We start from the raw sequence: 17,126 nt of genomic DNA on the forward strand, positions 1-17,126 counted from the left end.
TCTGGTTGTGGGTGACGAGAGCTTGATCTCGCCGCCCGCTCATTTGCTTCAGACTTGTCTGGCTTATAGCGATGACCGTGCCAGAATAAGAAAAATCAATAAAAACAATTAGTTACATGGTTTTAACGATATCTCCCGGGCCGTTGATTGGCCTGCCGTGGCCCTTTTTACAGGGACGATTTGTAGCTATTGCAAAAGGCGGGTAAAAAAGCGGCGGGCCAGGCCCGCCGAAATATTCAGCCCCTAGAGGCAGAGGAGAGGATCAAGGGGTGATAGGCAAGCATTCATTAATTTTGCCGCTGCCGGCGTAAAGGGTGACGTGGGCTTTTACCTCGGAGGCAGGCATGGCGGTGTACTCGTAAGCCGGTGTGTAGCTGACGGTGGATTCGAGGTCCGTGCCTGGGCCGGCGATGATGTCGCCGCCGCTGGGGTTGCTCCAGCTGATATTGGTGTAGAGGTTACCGGCCAGATCCCAGTAGCCCACTTCGCTGGAGTAAAAACTGACAATGGGGTTTTGCACGTTTTCAAATACAGTGCCCTCTACGCGGATGGTCGCGCCCATGCGCGAATTGACAGCGGTAGAAGAAACGTCTTTATAGACATTATTGAGAATGTGCGCCTCGCCAAAACGAAACAGCGGCATACGCGAACTGGCGTTTTCCCAGTAGTTGGCGTAGAAGGTGATACGCCTATGCGCATCATCGGTGTCACTGCTGCCCCACAGCGATGTTTTCCAGCTGTCGTGCAGGTAGTTGTAGGAGATGGTCACATTGTCCACGTTGCGTTTTCCGCTGACCAGCTCGTCGTAGTAGTCCTTGTCGGAATCCAGCGTGTTGTAAATCTCGTTGTGATCAATCCAAATGTTGCTCGCGGGGCCTTCGAGGCTGATGCCGTCTTTTTCTCCGGTGTCTACAAAGCGGATGGTCAGATTGCGGATGACGATGTTGCTGGCATCCTTGACCTTGATACCGATGCCGTCCAGCAGAGCGTTGTTGTCAACGCCGATAATAGACACATCGGCCATGTCGGTGACTTCAAACTTGTCTGTGCCCGAATTCTCTGGCGTGAGGGTGCCGTCGACAAAAATAGTGAGCGGGTCGCTGCCTTTGCCCGCCAGCGCCTGTACCAGCTCGGCACCTGTACTGACCGTCACCGTATCACCGCCGCTGCCGCCTGTGGTGCCGTCGCCCAGGCTGGCAAAGCCGACCACGGTGTTCATGGCATCGCAGTGCGACAGCTCAGAGCTGCTCGAACTGGATTGACTGGAGGCCGCAGATGAGCTTGAAGAGCTGACACTACTGGACGAGCTGCGATCACTGGAAGAGCCGCCGTTTGAGCTCGAGCCCGTGGGCCCGCCACCGCCGCCGCAGGCACCGAGCAAGGTGCTCAGCACCAGAGCACTGGAAAGAGATACTGCTTTCATGAATGGATTCTCAATCTGTTGCCGTTCCCGTGGCATGAAATAAAGCGGCGGGGGTAAGCCCCCGCCGCTGCGTCGTTTTACGGCGCGATCTCTTCGATCATGATGTTGTCGAATTCGATCGTCACTGTATTTTCACCGGGTGCGGCGTAGAGGCCCACATACCAGCTGTCACTGTCCGGTGTGGCATTGAAGTCCGTGGTGCTGTTGGCCTGTTCAAAGGTCACGCCGTCTTTTGAGTAGTAACGCTTAAGGCGCTTGTTGTCACCGTCATCATAGATTTCGATGCGCACATAGTCACCGACTTCGAGCTCGCTGATGTTGGAGCGTGAGCGGCTGCCGTCGGGCTTCATCTGCGCGCGTGAACCAATCAACTCAGCCGGGTCGCCGTCCACATAAAAACCGGCATCGGCCCAACCCGAAAGCTCGGCGTAGTCTCCCACCGGTGTCATGTCTTCCATGATCATGATGCCAAAGCGGTAGGCGTTACCCGCGCCCACATCGGCGCCAGTGATGTTGGAGATTTGCGCGGTAAACATAAAGTCGCTCATCTCCACCATTTGCCCGGCAAAGAACAGGTTGTGGTTGGAGGAGGACAGGTTGCCGCCGCTGGCCGTCAGGGTGACTGACATGTCGGTGTTTTCGGTTATTTCACCACTCGGGGCAATGTCCGCTTCGCCGGCGAGGTTGAGGGTGTAGGGTGCCCAGGCAGCGCCTGAACCATCCTCAATGTACTCGATGGTAAAGTCTTCAATGGTCAGGTTGCCAACGCGGCTATCGGCCCGAAGCTGTAAGAAAGAGCTGTTGGTACCGATTTCTGGTTCGAGTACCAGCTCGTGCGGGAAGGAGGCAATGTCATCCGGCGTCAGTTCCACATGCTTGGAATCGCCGCCGTGAATGGAGTTGCCGGAGCTTGTGGTGTTGTTGTCGATGTACAGCTGGAATTTACCCGGATCGGCCGGATCGGCACTGGTAAAATCGCTGATGGTAAGGCGGATGCGGTAGGGAATCGACAGGTCGATATCGCCGGACGGCTGTACACCCTCGGCGCTGGCCACACCGGTATCGCCGATGGTAAAGCGCGCGTTATTCAGGCTCAAGGCGCCATTTTCAATGGTAATTCGGCTACTGCCGCTGGTCACCTTGTAGAAAGGGTCTGTGCGATCAGAGGAAATCGACAGGAAGTCGGCCTCGTCATTTTCACCAAAGAAAGTTTCCGCGTCGTCGGAAAAATCCAGAGTCAGCGGCAAGCCGGTGAAAGGTGTACCTTCATTGGGCTCGACCGGGGCATTGTTGTCGTCGCCGCCGGTGATGGGGTTGACGAACTTATAATTGGAATCTTTGCCGGCGCAATCGGGTTGCGGGTTGTTGCCGATATCGCTTTGGTACTCTATGACCAGGTCGTCAAATACCGCCCAGCCGCCACTGGAAACGCGCATGGCGATAAAGGAGTTTTCGGTGCCGACCAACTCTGGCTTGGAGGCCACCAGGGCACCACCGCTTTGCAAGGTGGTATCGCCGGGAATGTTAATCTCAACACGTTGACCGGGCACCAGGGTGTTGACGGGCTGGTTAAAAATGCGCGAGCCGACGTTGCCGCCGCCGTGGATGGAGCTGGCTTCGCTGGTGGTATTGTTGTCGACGTAAATTTGAAAGTCACTGGAGCTGGCGGTGTCGGGCACGGCCACCACACAGAAAGAAATTCGGTAGTCTTGGGACAAGTCCAGCTCGCCCCAGCTCAGCCCCTCATCGATGCCATCGCCGGGGGTCGAGTCTTTACGCGCAATAGCGACATCACCGGCGAGCGGCGATACGGTTTGGGCAAGGGTAAAGCGCGCATCGCCCAAGCGCATTTTTTGGTCGGCATCGGCAGTGATCCAGTTGCCGCCCTCTGCGTCGACGCTGCCATCTTCCATAAACACGCCGGCCATGGAGAAATAGAAATTGTCTTCGCCCTCTTCGGCCTCGCTGGCCAGGCTCTTGTATGCCGCCGTAAAAAAGCTTTCGGTATCACTTGCGCCAAAGTCTTCAACAACGGGGAGTGGCGTATTGGTGATGCTGGGCAGGTCGCCGCCACCATCTCCGCCGCCATCGCCCCCGCCATCACCCGGATCGGGGTTTTCAATATTGATAATGATGTCGGGCGAGCTGGAATCGGGCTCGCTGCCGCAACCTGCAAGTATCGAGCTGGTAATGATCAATGAGCTCAGAAGTCCTAGCTTGTTCATAACAGTTACCTTCATTATTGTGAGTCGTGGCCGGCGCCCGGCGCCGGATGATAGTTGCCTGTTCGCTTACATGAATTTGATGTTGACGCCCATTTGATAAGAGGTGCCATAGTCTTCCGATTCAAACAGCATGTTGCCCCGTGAGTAGCCATTGCCGTCGAAGTACTTGAAGCTCTTGTCTTCGGTTAGGTTGATCGCATCCAGGTAAAACTTGATGTTGTCGGTGAGCTGGTAAGTGGCTTTAAAGTCGAGGCCAAAGGTATCGTCGTGGTAGATGTCGGCCCAGGTGGCGCAGTTCTCCGGTAGGCCAGAGGCCATGTCGGCGTCTTTGTCCGCTTGCGAGCAGGAGCCGATGCGCTCGAGTACTTCGCTGCGGTAGTTACCGATAAAACGCAGGGAGAAATCGTTATTTTCCCAGCCGAGCGTGAGGTTGACAGTGGTGTCGGCCTGGTCGGGTAGCTGGATTTCATCGGTGCGGATGGTCTCACCGACATTGGCGGTACTGTCGATCAGTGTCATATTGCTCTGAACAAAGAAGCCCATAGGGAAGTACTGGGAGTACGACAGCTCGACCCCATAAACCTGCGCGTCTTCACCGTTGGTGGTCAGGTTTACATCGTTGTAGACCTGACCCGGCGGGAAGTAGAACTCCTGTACCTGATCGACGGGAATGCGTACCGGCATATCCTCAAACGAGCTCTGAATGCCGGAGACGTCGACGATAAAGTCGGAAATGTCTTTGTAGAAGAACGCAGCCTGAACATAGAGGTTTTCACTGGCGTACCAGGACACCGAGGTGTCAAAGTTCACTGACTTCATGGCCGTCAGCGTCGGATTGCCCAGGTTGATCACATTGTCGGGGCTGACGTAAAAGTTCTGGCTGGTGGCAGATAGGTCTTCTAAGGACTGCGCACCAATATCGGTGGGCGCGTCGCTGCACTCGCCGTAGTAAAGACTATCTTCAATGTCATTACAGACGATGACGCGGCCAGAGAATTCGGCAAAGGCGCGGGCTTCATTGAACGACGGTCGGGTGAAACTGGTCCACAGGGCAGCGCGCACCAACACATCCTCTCGTGGCTCATAGCGATAGTGGAGGCTCGGGAAGAAATCGTCGTATTTGCTGCTGGCGCCTTCCATGGGTACGGCAATGTCGAGAACGGTTGCCTCGTTGGCCACTTCAAAGCGGTCGTTGCGAATGGACAGGTTACCCGTCGAGGTAAATTCGGTTTGCTCCCAGCGCACACCGGCGATCAAGCTGGAGTTTTCACTGAGCTGAAATTCACCCATAAAGTAGGCGGCGGCCGTGTCTTCCGAGAGAGTGTAGTCGTCGGTCACGCTGTCCTGACCGGTGCGTAGCGGGTCACTGTATTTGGCAATCGGAGTGGTGACGGCCAAGAGGTGCTCGGCGTCGTCCAGGGTAATAAAGTCGTGCTGGATGTCGGGGTGTGCAGGGGTGAAGGTCGCAAAGTCGCCCAGGCGCGCGCCGGCGAGCTGCAGGCACTCCTCGTCACCCTCACAGCCGTTGGTGTAGTCCCCGGGTATGACACTCCAGCGGTCTTTGTTGCGATCGCGCGAGCGCTGCTTGGCAGTAGCGCCGAACTTGATGTAATTAATAAAGTCGCTGTCAGCGAAATCTTTTTGCAGGTTCAGGCTGATCTGATCGATGGTGTCTTCGCGGAAGCTGTCCTCAATAAAGATATTGTCGTAGAGTAAATTTTCTTGTAGCCGCTGCCCGTCCTGGTAACCGTTGAGGCCGCCATAACCGCCCGATTGTGGCAGGCTGCTGGAGCCGGTGAGCGCTTCCAGTACATCCGGGGCGACCACTTCACCGCGAATGTAGCCTGGACCTGCGACGCCCAGCATGGGCAGGTCGCGGGCGCGGAACTGGACTCGTCGGCCGTTGGGTTTGGTCCACTCGCCGAGCGAATAGGCGTAGGTGTAATCCACCATCCAGCCATCGCCAAAGTGATTCTCACCGCCGATTGAAAACGCTGTGGTTTCCGAGGTGCCGTCCTGAATAAAAAACTGCTGTTGCAGGTCGGTATCCACCAGGCCAAACAGACCAGAATTCTGATCGGTGTAGACGATATCGCCGGAGCCGGCCTGGCCAAAGCGATAGTACTCGCGCAGGGCCGTGTCCAGATCGTCGTATTTGGTGTAGCTGAATTTGGCGAAGTACTCGCTGTCCTCGTTGGGGCGATAGCCCAGATCCAGTGAGCCGGTGGTGCGGGTGCGCTCGGCGTCTTCCTGGCGGGCCTCGTAGCGGAAGGGGATCAAAATCGTATCCCCCTGATAGTCTTCGGGCAGGGTGGAGACGTCCGGCGTTACGTAGCGCGGTAGAGAATCGGAGTGGTGCTGTACTTGATAGACCACGGTAGAGCGATCTTCATACGACAGTGAGTAGCCGACGCCGATGGTGTCGTCGGCAAAAAGATGTGTGCCGTTCAATGTCAGCTTGGGGTTGAGCTCTTCTTTGTAGGACTGATAGTTACCCTGCACCTTGAGCTGCAGGCTGTCCTGTTTGCGATCAAACGCTGAGAGTGTGTTGACATTGACGGTGCCGCCAATGGAGTTGAGATCCATATCCGGCGTCAGAGCCTTGATTACTTCAATGGAGCTGAGAATATCGGCTGGCAGGGCGTCCAGTGCGAAGGCGCGGCTGTCCTCACCGGCGGAGGCCAGTTCGTTACCGTTCATACTTACGGTGACAAAACCGGGCCCCAGACCACGCACAGTGACAAAGCGGCCCTCGCCCTCACTTTTTTGCAGGGTCACACCGGGCAGTCGTTGCAGGGACTCGGCAACGTTCTGATCGGCAAAGTTACCCACGTCGTCTGTGGCGATGATTGAGCTGAAGGCGTCTTTATCGCGCTCGCGCTCGCGGGCGTTGAGTTCGGCCTGTCGCACGCCCTGAACGACAATTTCCTCTAAGGATTCGTCTTGCGGGTTCTCGGCGGGGGCGGACTCCTGCGCATGCAGCGAGCCCGCCGATACCATGGCAATCATCAGGGGGAGCAGGCGGTACTTCGGCATGGTTGTTCTCCGTTGTTATACGTTATTTAGAAAACACTGGTTTGGTATTACCAATTTATAGTCGATACTTACACATTAGCGCGCCAATTTCAATAACTGGTTATACCATCTTGGGGTTTGGTCATACCTTGTCCATAGCTAAGAGCGTTTACGGAGGCTTAGTTCAAGGCTGTGAGTATGCTAAGACAGCACTTAACAGTTTGAATTTATTGAGGTTTTCGATTTTTTTGGGGGACGCTTTGTCGCTTGCGACGGGTCGTGCGAGAATGGGCAAATGCCGCCACCGCTGCGCTAAGTGCGAGCGGTGCGGCTGGCTGGCCAGGAGTGTTTTTCTGGTCAGGCAATGTCGATGCGGGGGTCCAGGTAGACGTCCTGAATGGCGTGCAGCAGGGCCACGCCCTCGGCAAAAGGCTTTTGAAACGCCTTGCGCCCGGAGATCAGGCCCATGCCGCCGGCTCTTTTATTGATGACAGCGGTGCGCACCGCTTCGGTGAGGTCGTCTTGGCCGGAGGCGCCGCCGGAGTTGATCAGTCCAATCCGGCCGAGATAACAGTTGGCGACCTGATAGCGAGTCAGCTCGATGGGATGATCCGTGGTCAGTTCGCTGTAAATTCTCGGGTGCGTCTTGCCAACGGAGATTGCATTGAAGCCACCGTTGGTCTCCGGCATCTTCTGCTTAATGATGTCTGCTTCAATGGTCACACCCAGATAGTTCGCTTGCCCAGAGAGATCCGCTGACAAGTGATGGTCTTTATCGTCTTGGCTGAATGCGGTATTGCGTAAATAACACCAGAGTATGGTGACCATTCCCAGCCGGTGGGCTTCGGCAAAAGCCTCCGAGATTTCCTGCAGCTGGCGTCTCGAGGTATCGGAGCCAAAGTATACTGTTGCGCCTATCCCCGCTGCCCCCATGTCGTAGGCCTGGCGCACGCTGGCGAACAGCCTCTGATCGTGCTCGGCGGGGTAGACCAGCGCATCGTTGTGATTGATTTTGACGATAAACGGAATCTTGTGGGCGTAGCGCCGCGCCACGGCGCCCAGCGTACCGAGTGTGGAGGCCACAGCGTTGCAGCCGCCGTCAATGGCCAGGCGCACAATGTTTTCCGGATCAAAGTAAATGGGGTTGGGGGCAAAGCTGGCACCCGCGGAGTGCTCCACTCCCTGGTCGACGGGCAGAATAGACAGGTAACCTGTGCCTGCCAGGCGGCCGGCATCGAGCATCTGCTGATAGCTGCGCAGCACCTGTATGGGTCTGTCGCTGGCGCTGAATATCCGGTCAATATAATCGGGCCCGGGTGTGATCAGGCTCTCTTTGGGGAAACCCTTGCAGCGGTGGGTGAGCAGGTCCTCGGCCTGCTCCCCCAGTATGGCGTGTACATCAGTCATTCGTGGTGTTCCTTTGTCAGGCGAAGCTCGCCGTTATTAACCAGGGCTCTCAGGCCGGCTCGGAGGCCGGTTGTATGCATTTTTTGCCGAAGTACTCTGGCAGCTTGCGCTCGACCAGTCGGTTGCGGCATTTTTTATAATCGGGCAGTCCGGCGCGGTAGGGCGGGTAGGCCTCGCCGGCAATCAATGGAGCAAAATAGTCGCGTCCGGCCTGGGTGACGCTGAAGCCATCCTTGCTCATATAGTGGCGCGGCATGTTTTTCTCGCCGCCGACCACTTGGGAGATGTGCACCGGCTCTATGCGCCATTGGTAGGGAACTGACTGGGTGCGGATAATCGCCGGCATGACCGCTTGCAAACCTTTAATCGCGTATTCCACGGCGGCCTTACCCACGGCATAAGCCTGATCCATGTCGGTCTGCGAGGCGATATGCCGAGCGGCTCTTTGCAGATAGTCGCAGACACTCCAGTGGCACTTATAGTGAAAAGCCGTTTTGATGTCGTCAACCAGGCGCGGCGCCACACCGCCCAGTTGGCCGTGACCAAAGGCGTCAACGGTGTCTATGTAGGATAAATAGTGACCCTGCTGATCGCGCAGCCCCTCGGCGGTTACCACAACGCAAAAACCTTTGTGGGCGACCACCTCTTTAACTTTTTCCAGAAACGCCACTTTGTCGTAGGCAATCTCGGGGATCAGGATAATATCGGGGCCCAGGCCCCGCTCGTCGCACGCCAATGACGAAGCGGCGGCGATCCAGCCGTTTTGCCGGCCCATAACCTCCATGACAAACACCTTGGTGGACGTCTGATGCATGGAGGCCACGTCAAAAGACGCCTCGAGCGCCGAAATAGCGACGTATTTGGCCGCCGAGCCAAAGCCCGGGCAGCAGTCAGTCATGGGCAGGTTGTTGTCGATGGTTTTGGGTATGCCGATGCAGGTAAGGTCGTAGCCGACCAGCTCGGCGGCATGGGCGATTTTTCGGGTGGTGTCCTGTGAATCGCCGCCGCCGTTGTAAAAAAAATAGCGGATGTCATGCGCCTGAAATACCTCAATCAAGCGCTGGTACTCGTCGTGCTCGGCGCTGGGGTTTTGCAGTTTGTGGCGACAAGAGCCAAAGGCTGCGCCAGGAGTGTGAATGAGCCCCGCCAGGGTTTCCTCGGACTCCTCGGTAATATCGACCAGGTTTTCCTGCAGAGCGCCGATAATGCCGTTGCGACCGACAAACACCTTTTCTATAACGCGGGGTTGCGCGCGCACCGCCTCAATAACGGCGGCAGCGGTCGCGTTAATGGTCGCGGTAACGCCCCCGGATTGGCCGTAGAATGCGTTCGCCATGGTGCTCCTCCTCATCGACATGAGGCGGTATTTAAGCACTAATTGGACTTACCGGGCAACAATAATTGGTATTCCAAATATAGCAAAATCTTGTTTAATTTGGTTGGCCAATTTTGACACCGCTGTCATTGAATCGCTGATGGGGGCCCTCGGTGCAATGATCGGGCGGCTCTGGCCGTTACCTTTCTGGGTTTTCCGTCTTCGGTTATCGGTCAAGCCAATTTAAAATATGGCTGTTTGTTAGAACGAGCGAGCGACAACGAGCCCGCCCCAAAGTAGGCTTCTGTCGCCTCTGCCGGTTTTGATTTCCGAGGTGTGGCCACGCAGGACATAGCTCAGTCGGTAGCCGTTATTAAACGCGAGGGTGTAGCCCAGCCAGGCTTCTATCAAGCCATGATTCAGTTCGTCCGCCTGGTAGCTGACGGCACTGTCCCTGAATTGCCCTTGCAAAAAGGCATTGTAGGCGCGCGCCTTAACTGCAATGCCGCCCCAGAGATAGTGCTCAGAGACTGCTAGGCCCTCGGCGTTAACAACGGATTTTTCGCCATAGCTGGTCAGTTCCGGGTCGAACGACCACCAGTCGGAGCGTATCTGCCCGGCGCGAAAACTCAGCGCATAGCTTGCTTCAGTGAGGTAGCCCACCGAGCCTTGCACTGTGCTTTTGAGTTCCAGGTGCTCGCTCGCGCCGATCAGCTTTTGATGGGCCAGTGTGTATTTCGCTGTCGGCTCGCCGCCATCCGATATCTGGTTGTGCCAGCCTCTGGCCTCTGAGCTGTCAATCCAGTCGTGCACAGTATTCTGCGCACTGCCAACCACGTCCAGCCCTAGGATGCCGATGCTCAAACCGCTCTGCCAGCTTTCGTTGTTGGCGTGGTTGACGGTTTCGGTGTAGCTTGCCATATACACCAGGCTGGCGTAAGGGCGGTCGTCGGCTATGGGCTCGGCAAGTTCAATGTCGTCGGGTGTGAACCCGTAAACGCCGAACTCCAGGCTGTGCCGGGTGGCGCCAGCGCCTTTTAGTCTTGGCAGTAGCTTGGTGGTGAGAGTGTCGTTCAGCCAGTGCTCCAGAGGTTGCGGGCTCAACCAGGCATCGCGGGCAGCGGGTCCGGTGTAGGTGAGGTTCAGGCCATAGGTGTAATCTTTATCGTTGGCGCCGCCGGCCAGTACATCGTTCTCAAAGGCTAGGGCGACACTCGACGTGTCCGAGTAGGGGCGCTGCTCGGCTGTTGCCGCCAGCGAATCTGTGGCGCCGCCGTTTGCGCCTGAGGCCCCCGTTATTGGGCTGAGCGCCGCCGCCAGAGCCAATAACATTAATAGATATTTCATTTACTTCTCCAAAAAAAGACCGGTCGGTATGTTGTCGGTCGAAGGCGGCCGAAAACCCTGGGGCGAGCCAGTCTCGATTGTTGGTTAGAATATTGTTTTGTCGGAGGTTTACCTAAGGCTTATCAGGTAAATAGCAAGAGCTATGGGCAGATTGGCGAGGCTAGCCTGCCTATCCCTCTGATAACCTCTGCAAGCACTATAATACCGATCGGTCTGTATGATCAAGACGCTTATGTTATAAGAGCGTTAGGAAAGGTAATGAGTGGCAGCATGGCCTGCCCAAAAGCGGCAGGCTGGGATGAAGGGGCGGGTTTTTCAGTGAGCCAGCGGGTGACGAAAGACGGTGGTGGCGTGCTCGTAGAGTTCCAGGTCCAGCCGGTTGCGCTCGGTCAATTGGCGGTAGAGCACCGGTCCCAGCTCTGCCGCTATAGCCCCGATTCGGGCATCGATATCGCCTCCTATCGCCTGGCTGACATTTTCCCGCCGGTGAGTCACTTTGAGTTGGGGAAACGCGGCGATAAGATAAAAATGCATGCGGGTGAGCGATTGCTCGAATGCCTCAACCAGGCCAAAAAACGCCAGTGACTCTATAAAACGACAGGCCCTTAACAGGTACTCTTGCTCGTTGCCGGGTGGAGTGGGGTCGGGGCCACTTCTCGACTGGTTGGCCAGTCGGCAAGCCTGAAAGTTAGTGATGACGCCTCCGTTGGCATCACTCAGGCGTTCGCTGACATACTCGGCAAAGGGTCTTTCCGGCTGCCTGAGTCCTTGCTGTTTACCCCACTCGAACAGGTACGCAGATTTGGCCCGCACAATGGGGTGGCGCAAAAACACAATGGGAAACACGCGCACCTGTTCTTCCAGCGGCAGAGGCGGAGCGAGGTCGTGCGATGAAATGGCGAGCAGCTCAGGTCTTGCGTGAATGGTTTTGGACATCTGTTGCGCCGAAATAGTGTGACCTACCGGGCTATCTATATTTGTCCAGCGCTCGCCAAAGGAATCTTGCAGGATCGCGTCAATGGATGAGCCGGCGTTTTTAAACAGGTGGTAGTGCAGAATAACGGATCGCATAAAGGGTTCGCTTGTTTGTGGCTGGCGCTATTGTGCCATCACAGGCTCTGCTGTGCACCTGTATGCGATCGCGTTACCCGCGTTTGGTGGGGTAAGGGCGCGGCCAGTTTCTGTTCGATTACGGAAATGTCACGTCAGCTTAAATTGCGGCTCAGGCAAAGGTGTTTTCCCGCACGATTTCTTTTAGAGGCAGTTGTCCGGGTTTCGGCCAGGGTGCTTCTGTGGCTTTGCCGATGGCCACCATCGGACCCATGACAAAACCCTCTGGCAGGTTGATCAGTTGCGCGACGCCGTCCAGGTCGTAGCCCATCATCGGGCAGGATTGATAGCCCATGGCTTCGGCAGCCAGCATAAGTGTCTGGGCGGCAAGACCGACAGAGCGATGTGCCTCGTCCCGTTCGATCCACGGCCGGCCTTCAAAATAGGGGGCAATCATGCCTACCAGCTGTTCGCGGATGCCCTCGGGTGTGTTGGCAAAGTAGCGTTCCGGCTGTTTTTGCCAGGCTTTGGTGTCAGCGGTAAACAGTATCAACAACGAGGCATCGGTGATTTGCGTCTGTTGGTATCCGTAGGTATCGCGTATGGTTTTACGCAGTGCCGGGTCTCTCAGTACCACAAGTCGCCAGTGTTGCAGGTTGTAGCAACTGGGTGATTGCACCGTTGCGTCCAGCAACTGCTGTTCGTGAGCCGCAGGTATGGGGTAGTGCGGATCAAAGTGCTTGGCAGAGCGGCGTGCGTAAATCGCGTCCAGAGTGTTCACGGATTGTCTCCTTATAAACTGAGGCTGGTGATGGAAAACTGTTCGCTAAAGCCGAGGCTCTTATAAAGGGGTAGCCCCATGCCGGAAGCTTGTAGCGTGATCATGGTGTCGCGTGACTGCATGGCCTGATGTATCACAAAGTGCATGAGGCGGCGGGCTAAACCCTGGCCACGAAAGGCCGGGGTAACCCCCAGTGAATGCACCCCTAAAACGCTCCCCGTGCGGTATAAAACGACAGTGCCTGCGGGTTCGCCCTCTATCCGCGCCAGTTGAATGCGCGCCTGGGGGTCGGCGCTCAGCCGCTTGATGGGTTGGATTTGTATAGGGTAGCCAAAGGCCTCGGCGCAGGTGCGGGTCCAGATGGCGATCTCTTCGTCGCTCATGGCGGTGGACATGTCCAGCGAGGGCTCCGGGGGTGGCGGATACAGCTGTGTGGTCTTGGCGTACATGGCCCGCTGCTCAAGTGCGATGCCAAGCCCGGCGTCAAGCAGTGTGGCGAGCAGGTGCTGCCCATCAGCGCTATCGCTGCGCCAGAGCGGGAAGAGCCAGCCTGGCCCCATGCGCTCCATGGCTGAGAGAATCCAGGCCGCCTCTGGCAGTTGCTCGGTAAGGTCAAGCCATATTCTGCGAGGCCAGTGCGTGGATTGTCGTGCGGGCGGGCTAGTGCCGGGTGAAGTCTCGGCGCCCAGCGCCTGCCAGTAGGTAAATAGGTTGTGCAGGTTTGCCTTGTCAGGAGAGGACATATCAATGCTCACTGTTGATTAATACTACACCGCTGATCAGCGCCGCCACACCCATTAATTTGGGGAAGTTGACGGGTTTTTGCGGTACGTCAAACCAGCCGAAGTGGCCGCAAAGCACTGCCACCAACAGTTGTCCGGACAGTGCGAAAGAAATCATGGCCCCCAGGCCCATGCGGGGGATCAGATAATAGAACATGGAGATAGCCAGGGCGCTTAACAGTCCGCCGGTAAACCACAAATAGACCGGCACGGTTTTCACGGTATTGATGCTCGGGTAATCCCGCACGGTAAAAACAACGGCGAGGGCGGTCACAACCACCGCGCTGAAAAATGCGCAAACCGATGCCAGCATGGGGCTTTTCAGCGCGCTGCCGAGCTGGGCGTTCATGGCCATTTGCACCGCTATGGTGGTACCGGCTAAAAAGGCGAGAAGTGCAAAAATGTTCATGGGGCCAGTCTAGGGGCTGGAACCATGGGCGTCATTTACATAGGTTGATAGCCGGGCTATTTAGGTGTTGTTTCCGGCCAATGGCCCTCGCCCAGCGTTTTTCGGACTCTGCTGAGCTGGGTCGGGGTAATGCCCAGGTGGGAGGCAATCAAATACTGCGGCAGTCGCTCGCTCAGGTGGGGGAATTGCTCAATAAACCGCAGGTAGCGGGTACGGGCATCCTGCTGCACAATCTCTAACTCTCTGGCGTCTTTGTGCAGTAGCCAGTTTTTCTCCAGGTAAGCAATCTGATATTGCATCAGATCGGCCTGTGTCATTAGGATGCGGCGAAACGCCGCGTGATTGATTTCCACAAGCACGCAATCTTCCACGGCAGTGACGCTGTAGCGCGAGGGTTCACCGGTGAGCAGCGCCGTCATGCAGCCGACAAAACTGTTTTCGGCAAAAAAGTTTTTATTGTACTCAGCGCCGCTGGCATCGCTGGTAAACAGGCGCATTAAGCCCTGGAAAACAAAGCTGAAGCTCGCCGGGTGGCTGCCACTTTGATAAAGACACTCGTGCTTTTGTAAATGGCGCAGGCGCAGGGCCGGTTCGAGCAACTCCCAGGTTGAATCGCTAATGGCGTAGTAGTTTGCCATACAGCGGCGCATAGCGGTTACAGGGAGCAGGTTTGTGTTCACCCTAACAAGGTTCCCATTTTAACGTGAGCAACACCGCTTTTATAGAAGCGATCACTTTCCACCTCAAGGCCAAAGCGGCGATAAAAGCCGATGGCCGTCTCTCTGGCGTCACACCAAAAATACCGGTAACCGCGGGTGGTGAGCTCTTCCATAATGTGCCCGAGTAGTACCGTCCCCACGCCCTTGCCTTGATGCTCCTTCGCCGTGGCAAATTTTCTCAAGCGGGCGGAGCTGTCCTGCGTGAACACGCTGGCAACGCCAAGCAGATGATCGGCGCAAAAGGCGCCGTAGTGATCGGCCGTTTCATCGCCCTCAAGCTGGCAATGTTCGGCGGGCTTTTGCGGCCACAGCACCTGTTGTCGCAGCGCCATGGTGCTCTGCCAGTCAATCGGTTGAATGCGTATTGACGCTGCGTCGAAAGGCTCTGGGTGCATTGAGTCAGTCCTCGGGTAGGGGCGGGTGAACCTGTGTCCGGCGGTGGCCGCCGGACACAGATTGCGGACACATTGCCGATTGTATCGCTTTTTCGATTCTACTGAAAATCCATAAAAATCAACATCCTACCAATTATGGGCGAGCTTGGCACAGAGGTTGTAATAGGCAGTGCTAAAGCCCGCCTGCAAGCCTTACGCAATAGGGCGCTTTGGCAGCAAGGGTGCGTCACTGGAGCGTCGGGAGTTGAATTTATGAATGCCTTTATCACGGATACCTCGGCGCAGGATGTCCATCGTCCTGCGCGCAAGGCACGCAAGCGCCTGCAGATTGCCGGGGTCGGTGTCGGTGTAATGGTGGCCATCTATGCGCTGGTAAGCTTTACCGCTGCCCTGAGCGCAGATCGGTTTATCCCGCGCGAGGAGCTTCGCTTCGCGCCTGTTGAGCGCGGCGAACTGACCCGCGAAGTCGCCGCTCAGGGGCGGGTCGTAGTGGCCAACAGCCCGACTTTGTTTAGTCCGGAACAGGGTTATGTGAACTTACAGGTAAAAGCAGGCGATGTAGTGCAAAAAGGCCAGTTGCTGGCCAAGGTGAAAAGCCCCGAGCTCGGTGAACTGCTGGCACGGGAGCAATCTGAACTGACACGTATGCAGGTGGCTTTGGCGCAGCAGGCTGTGGAGGCCAGGCAACAGCAAACCCAGCGCGAGCAAGCGGTAGCACTCGCGAAAGTTGAGCTGCAGGCCAGTGAGAGGGAAAAACGGCGCGCCGAGCGCTCGCGCAGTCTGCACTTGATCAGTGAGTTTGACTACGAGGAAGTGGTCGACAACCTCGAGCGCGCACGCCTCGAGCATCAGCAGGCGCTGCAGAACCTGACCTTGTCCGAGGATTCCCAGACCTTCTACCGTCAGTCCCTTGCGCTGCAGGTCGAAAGTCAGCAGCTGGTCATCAAGGCGCTGGAGCGGCGTGTCGAGGCTTTGACTATCAGCTCGCCGGTCGATGGCATGGTGGGCAACGTGGAAGTGAATGAAAGTCAGGCTGTCGCCGCCAATCAGGCGCTGATCAGTGTGGTCGATCTAACCGCCTTTGAAATTGAAGCCTCAGTGGCAGAGGGGCTCGCGGGAGATATTGCTCCGGGCATGGATGCCGAAGTGGCGCTCACCGGTCAGGCCTACCCGGGTGTGGTCAAGGCTGTGTCGCCGGAGGTGGTTCGCGGTGAGGTGGTGGTCCGTATTGGTTTTGTCGGGCAACGCCCGGAGAGTTTGAGGCAAAACCAGCGCCTCAGTGCCCGTATTTTACTAGAGCAGATTCCCGATACCTTGATGGTTCAGCGCGGTCCCTTTTTCGACGGCTTTCAGGGGTATGTGTTTAAAGTGGTGGACGAGCGAGCCGTGCGGGTTGCTGCAGCCACGGGCGCACGCAGCCTGCGATCCATCGAGATCACCGATGGTCTCGCCGTCGGTGATACGATAATCGTCTCCGAAATACCGGTAGATGGTGAAGTTCAGCAGATACGCTTAACGCATTGACAATAACGAACAGGAGAAAACGCCATGCTAGCCATGCAATCGGTTAAGAAAATTTATCGCACGGACATGATTGAAACCCATGCCCTGCGCGATTTCAGTCTGCAGGTTGAGCCCGGTGAATTTGTCGCCGTGACCGGTCCATCGGGCTCTGGGAAAACGACGTTTTTGAGTATCGCGGGGCTTTTGGAAAGTTTTGACGCAGGTCGTTATACGCTCGATGGGCAAGATGTGAGCGCGCTGAGCGATGCTGAGCGCTCAAGGCTGCGCAATGAAAAAATCGGATTTATTTTTCAGGGGTTTAATCTGATTCCTGACTTAAACTTATTTGACAATGTGGATGTGCCCCTGCGCTATCGAGGACTGGCCGCGCGCGATCGTCGCCAGCGCATCGAGCGGGCGCTGGAACAGGTGGGGCTGGCCTCACGCGCGAAGCACTTGCCCTCCCAGTTGTCCGGGGGGCAACAGCAGCGGGTGGCCATTGCTCGTGCGCTAGCGGGCCGCCCTGCGTTTTTACTGGCAGATGAGCCCACCGGCAATCTGGATTCGCTGATGGCCCGGCAGGTCATGGATATGCTCGGCGAGATCAACGCTCAGGGAATGACCATTGTGATGGTGACCCATGACCCTGACCTGGCGCGTCGGGCGAGCCGCAATATTCAGATTGTCGACGGTCAGGTGACGGACTTTAGCTTGTACGAGCCGGCGCCCGCTGTGCAGCTGGTGGAGGTGTGAGG

General features: G+C 56.6%; 14 protein-coding genes. 2 read left to right on the forward strand and 12 right to left on the reverse strand.

Annotated elements, in window-relative coordinates:
• Nucleotides 1–262 precede the first annotated feature (262 nt).
• The 12 genes from QWI16_RS08110 to QWI16_RS08165 all read right to left on the reverse strand — a co-directional run bounded on the left by QWI16_RS08110 (nt 263) and on the right by QWI16_RS08165 (nt 14,868).
• Complete coding sequence (locus QWI16_RS08110; RefSeq protein WP_302712297.1) at nt 263–1,423, reverse strand: pectate lyase family protein; 1,161 nt, start codon at nt 1,421–1,423, stop codon at nt 263–265.
• A 77-nt stretch (nt 1,424–1,500) separates the two neighbouring features.
• Nucleotides 1,501–3,648, reverse strand: coding sequence for a hypothetical protein (locus QWI16_RS08115; protein ID WP_302712298.1), 2,148 nt, complete (start codon nt 3,646–3,648; stop codon nt 1,501–1,503).
• A gap of 66 nt (nt 3,649–3,714) precedes the next feature.
• Entirely contained in the window at nt 3,715–6,684 is a 2,970-nt protein-coding gene (locus QWI16_RS08120; RefSeq protein ID WP_302712299.1) for a TonB-dependent receptor, read from the reverse strand.
• Nucleotides 6,685–7,020: 336 nt separating this feature from the next.
• A complete protein-coding gene (locus QWI16_RS08125) occupies nt 7,021–8,070 on the reverse strand; it encodes a class I fructose-bisphosphate aldolase (RefSeq protein WP_302712300.1) in 1,050 nt (349 codons plus the stop codon).
• A gap of 49 nt (nt 8,071–8,119) precedes the next feature.
• Nucleotides 8,120–9,406: a 6-phosphofructokinase gene (locus tag QWI16_RS08130; protein ID WP_302712301.1), complete on the reverse strand. Its 1,287-nt coding sequence runs from the start codon at nt 9,404–9,406 to the stop codon at nt 8,120–8,122.
• A 240-nt stretch (nt 9,407–9,646) separates the two neighbouring features.
• Nucleotides 9,647–10,732 carry a lipid A deacylase LpxR family protein gene (locus QWI16_RS08135; RefSeq protein WP_302712302.1) on the reverse strand — a complete coding sequence of 362 codons (1,086 nt, stop codon included), beginning with the start codon at nt 10,730–10,732 and terminating at the stop codon, nt 9,647–9,649.
• Between the two features lie 315 nt (nt 10,733–11,047).
• Complete coding sequence (locus QWI16_RS08140; RefSeq protein WP_302712303.1) at nt 11,048–11,803, reverse strand: hypothetical protein; 756 nt, start codon at nt 11,801–11,803, stop codon at nt 11,048–11,050.
• A 151-nt stretch (nt 11,804–11,954) separates the two neighbouring features.
• A complete protein-coding gene (locus QWI16_RS08145; RefSeq protein ID WP_302712304.1) occupies nt 11,955–12,563 on the reverse strand; it encodes a nitroreductase family protein in 609 nt (202 codons plus the stop codon).
• An 11-nt stretch (nt 12,564–12,574) separates the two neighbouring features.
• The gene (locus tag QWI16_RS08150) at nt 12,575–13,306 is read right to left on the reverse strand and encodes a GNAT family N-acetyltransferase (protein WP_302712305.1); all 732 of its coding nucleotides are present in this window, start codon (nt 13,304–13,306) and stop codon (nt 12,575–12,577) included.
• 1 nt (nt 13,307) lies between these two features.
• On the reverse strand, nt 13,308–13,754 hold the full coding sequence (locus QWI16_RS08155; RefSeq protein WP_302712306.1) for a DMT family transporter: 447 nt from the start codon (nt 13,752–13,754) through the stop codon (nt 13,308–13,310).
• A gap of 56 nt (nt 13,755–13,810) precedes the next feature.
• Nucleotides 13,811–14,392, reverse strand: a complete 582-nt coding sequence (locus QWI16_RS08160; RefSeq protein WP_302712307.1) for a Crp/Fnr family transcriptional regulator — start codon at nt 14,390–14,392, stop codon at nt 13,811–13,813.
• Between the two features lie 38 nt (nt 14,393–14,430).
• Complete coding sequence (locus tag QWI16_RS08165; protein WP_302712308.1) at nt 14,431–14,868, reverse strand: GNAT family N-acetyltransferase; 438 nt, start codon at nt 14,866–14,868, stop codon at nt 14,431–14,433.
• Nucleotides 14,869–15,120: 252 nt separating this feature from the next.
• On the opposite strand from QWI16_RS08165, the gene QWI16_RS08170 reads away from it, so the two are divergent.
• Together QWI16_RS08170 and QWI16_RS08175 are read left to right on the forward strand one after the other, a co-directional pair.
• Nucleotides 15,121–16,392: an efflux RND transporter periplasmic adaptor subunit gene (locus QWI16_RS08170; protein WP_302712309.1), complete on the forward strand. Its 1,272-nt coding sequence runs from the start codon at nt 15,121–15,123 to the stop codon at nt 16,390–16,392.
• A 24-nt stretch (nt 16,393–16,416) separates the two neighbouring features.
• Entirely contained in the window at nt 16,417–17,124 is a 708-nt protein-coding gene (locus QWI16_RS08175; RefSeq protein WP_302712310.1) for an ABC transporter ATP-binding protein, read from the forward strand.
• The last annotated feature ends 2 nt before the right edge of the window (nt 17,125–17,126 follow it).

The sequence above is a fragment of the Gilvimarinus algae genome, from assembly GCF_030518215.1.
Lineage (GTDB): Bacteria > Pseudomonadota > Gammaproteobacteria > Pseudomonadales > Cellvibrionaceae > Gilvimarinus > Gilvimarinus algae.

Coding starts and splice junctions, on each gene's coding strand:
- QWI16_RS08125 (WP_302712300.1), bottom strand. CDS start 8,070: ATGACTGATGTACACGCCATACTGGGGGAGCAGGCCGAGGACCTGCTC.
- QWI16_RS08115 (WP_302712298.1), bottom strand. CDS start 3,648: ATGAACAAGCTAGGACTTCTGAGCTCATTGATCATTACCAGCTCGATA.
- QWI16_RS08135 (WP_302712302.1), bottom strand. CDS start 10,732: ATGAAATATCTATTAATGTTATTGGCTCTGGCGGCGGCGCTCAGCCCA.
- QWI16_RS08110 (WP_302712297.1), bottom strand. CDS start 1,423: ATGAAAGCAGTATCTCTTTCCAGTGCTCTGGTGCTGAGCACCTTGCTC.
- QWI16_RS08165 (WP_302712308.1), bottom strand. CDS start 14,868: ATGCACCCAGAGCCTTTCGACGCAGCGTCAATACGCATTCAACCGATT.
- QWI16_RS08140 (WP_302712303.1), bottom strand. CDS start 11,803: ATGCGATCCGTTATTCTGCACTACCACCTGTTTAAAAACGCCGGCTCA.
- QWI16_RS08150 (WP_302712305.1), bottom strand. CDS start 13,306: ATGTCCTCTCCTGACAAGGCAAACCTGCACAACCTATTTACCTACTGG.
- QWI16_RS08170 (WP_302712309.1), top strand. CDS start 15,121: ATGAATGCCTTTATCACGGATACCTCGGCGCAGGATGTCCATCGTCCT.
- QWI16_RS08160 (WP_302712307.1), bottom strand. CDS start 14,392: ATGGCAAACTACTACGCCATTAGCGATTCAACCTGGGAGTTGCTCGAA.
- QWI16_RS08155 (WP_302712306.1), bottom strand. CDS start 13,754: ATGAACATTTTTGCACTTCTCGCCTTTTTAGCCGGTACCACCATAGCG.
- QWI16_RS08130 (WP_302712301.1), bottom strand. CDS start 9,406: ATGGCGAACGCATTCTACGGCCAATCCGGGGGCGTTACCGCGACCATT.
- QWI16_RS08120 (WP_302712299.1), bottom strand. CDS start 6,684: ATGCCGAAGTACCGCCTGCTCCCCCTGATGATTGCCATGGTATCGGCG.
- QWI16_RS08175 (WP_302712310.1), top strand. CDS start 16,417: ATGCTAGCCATGCAATCGGTTAAGAAAATTTATCGCACGGACATGATT.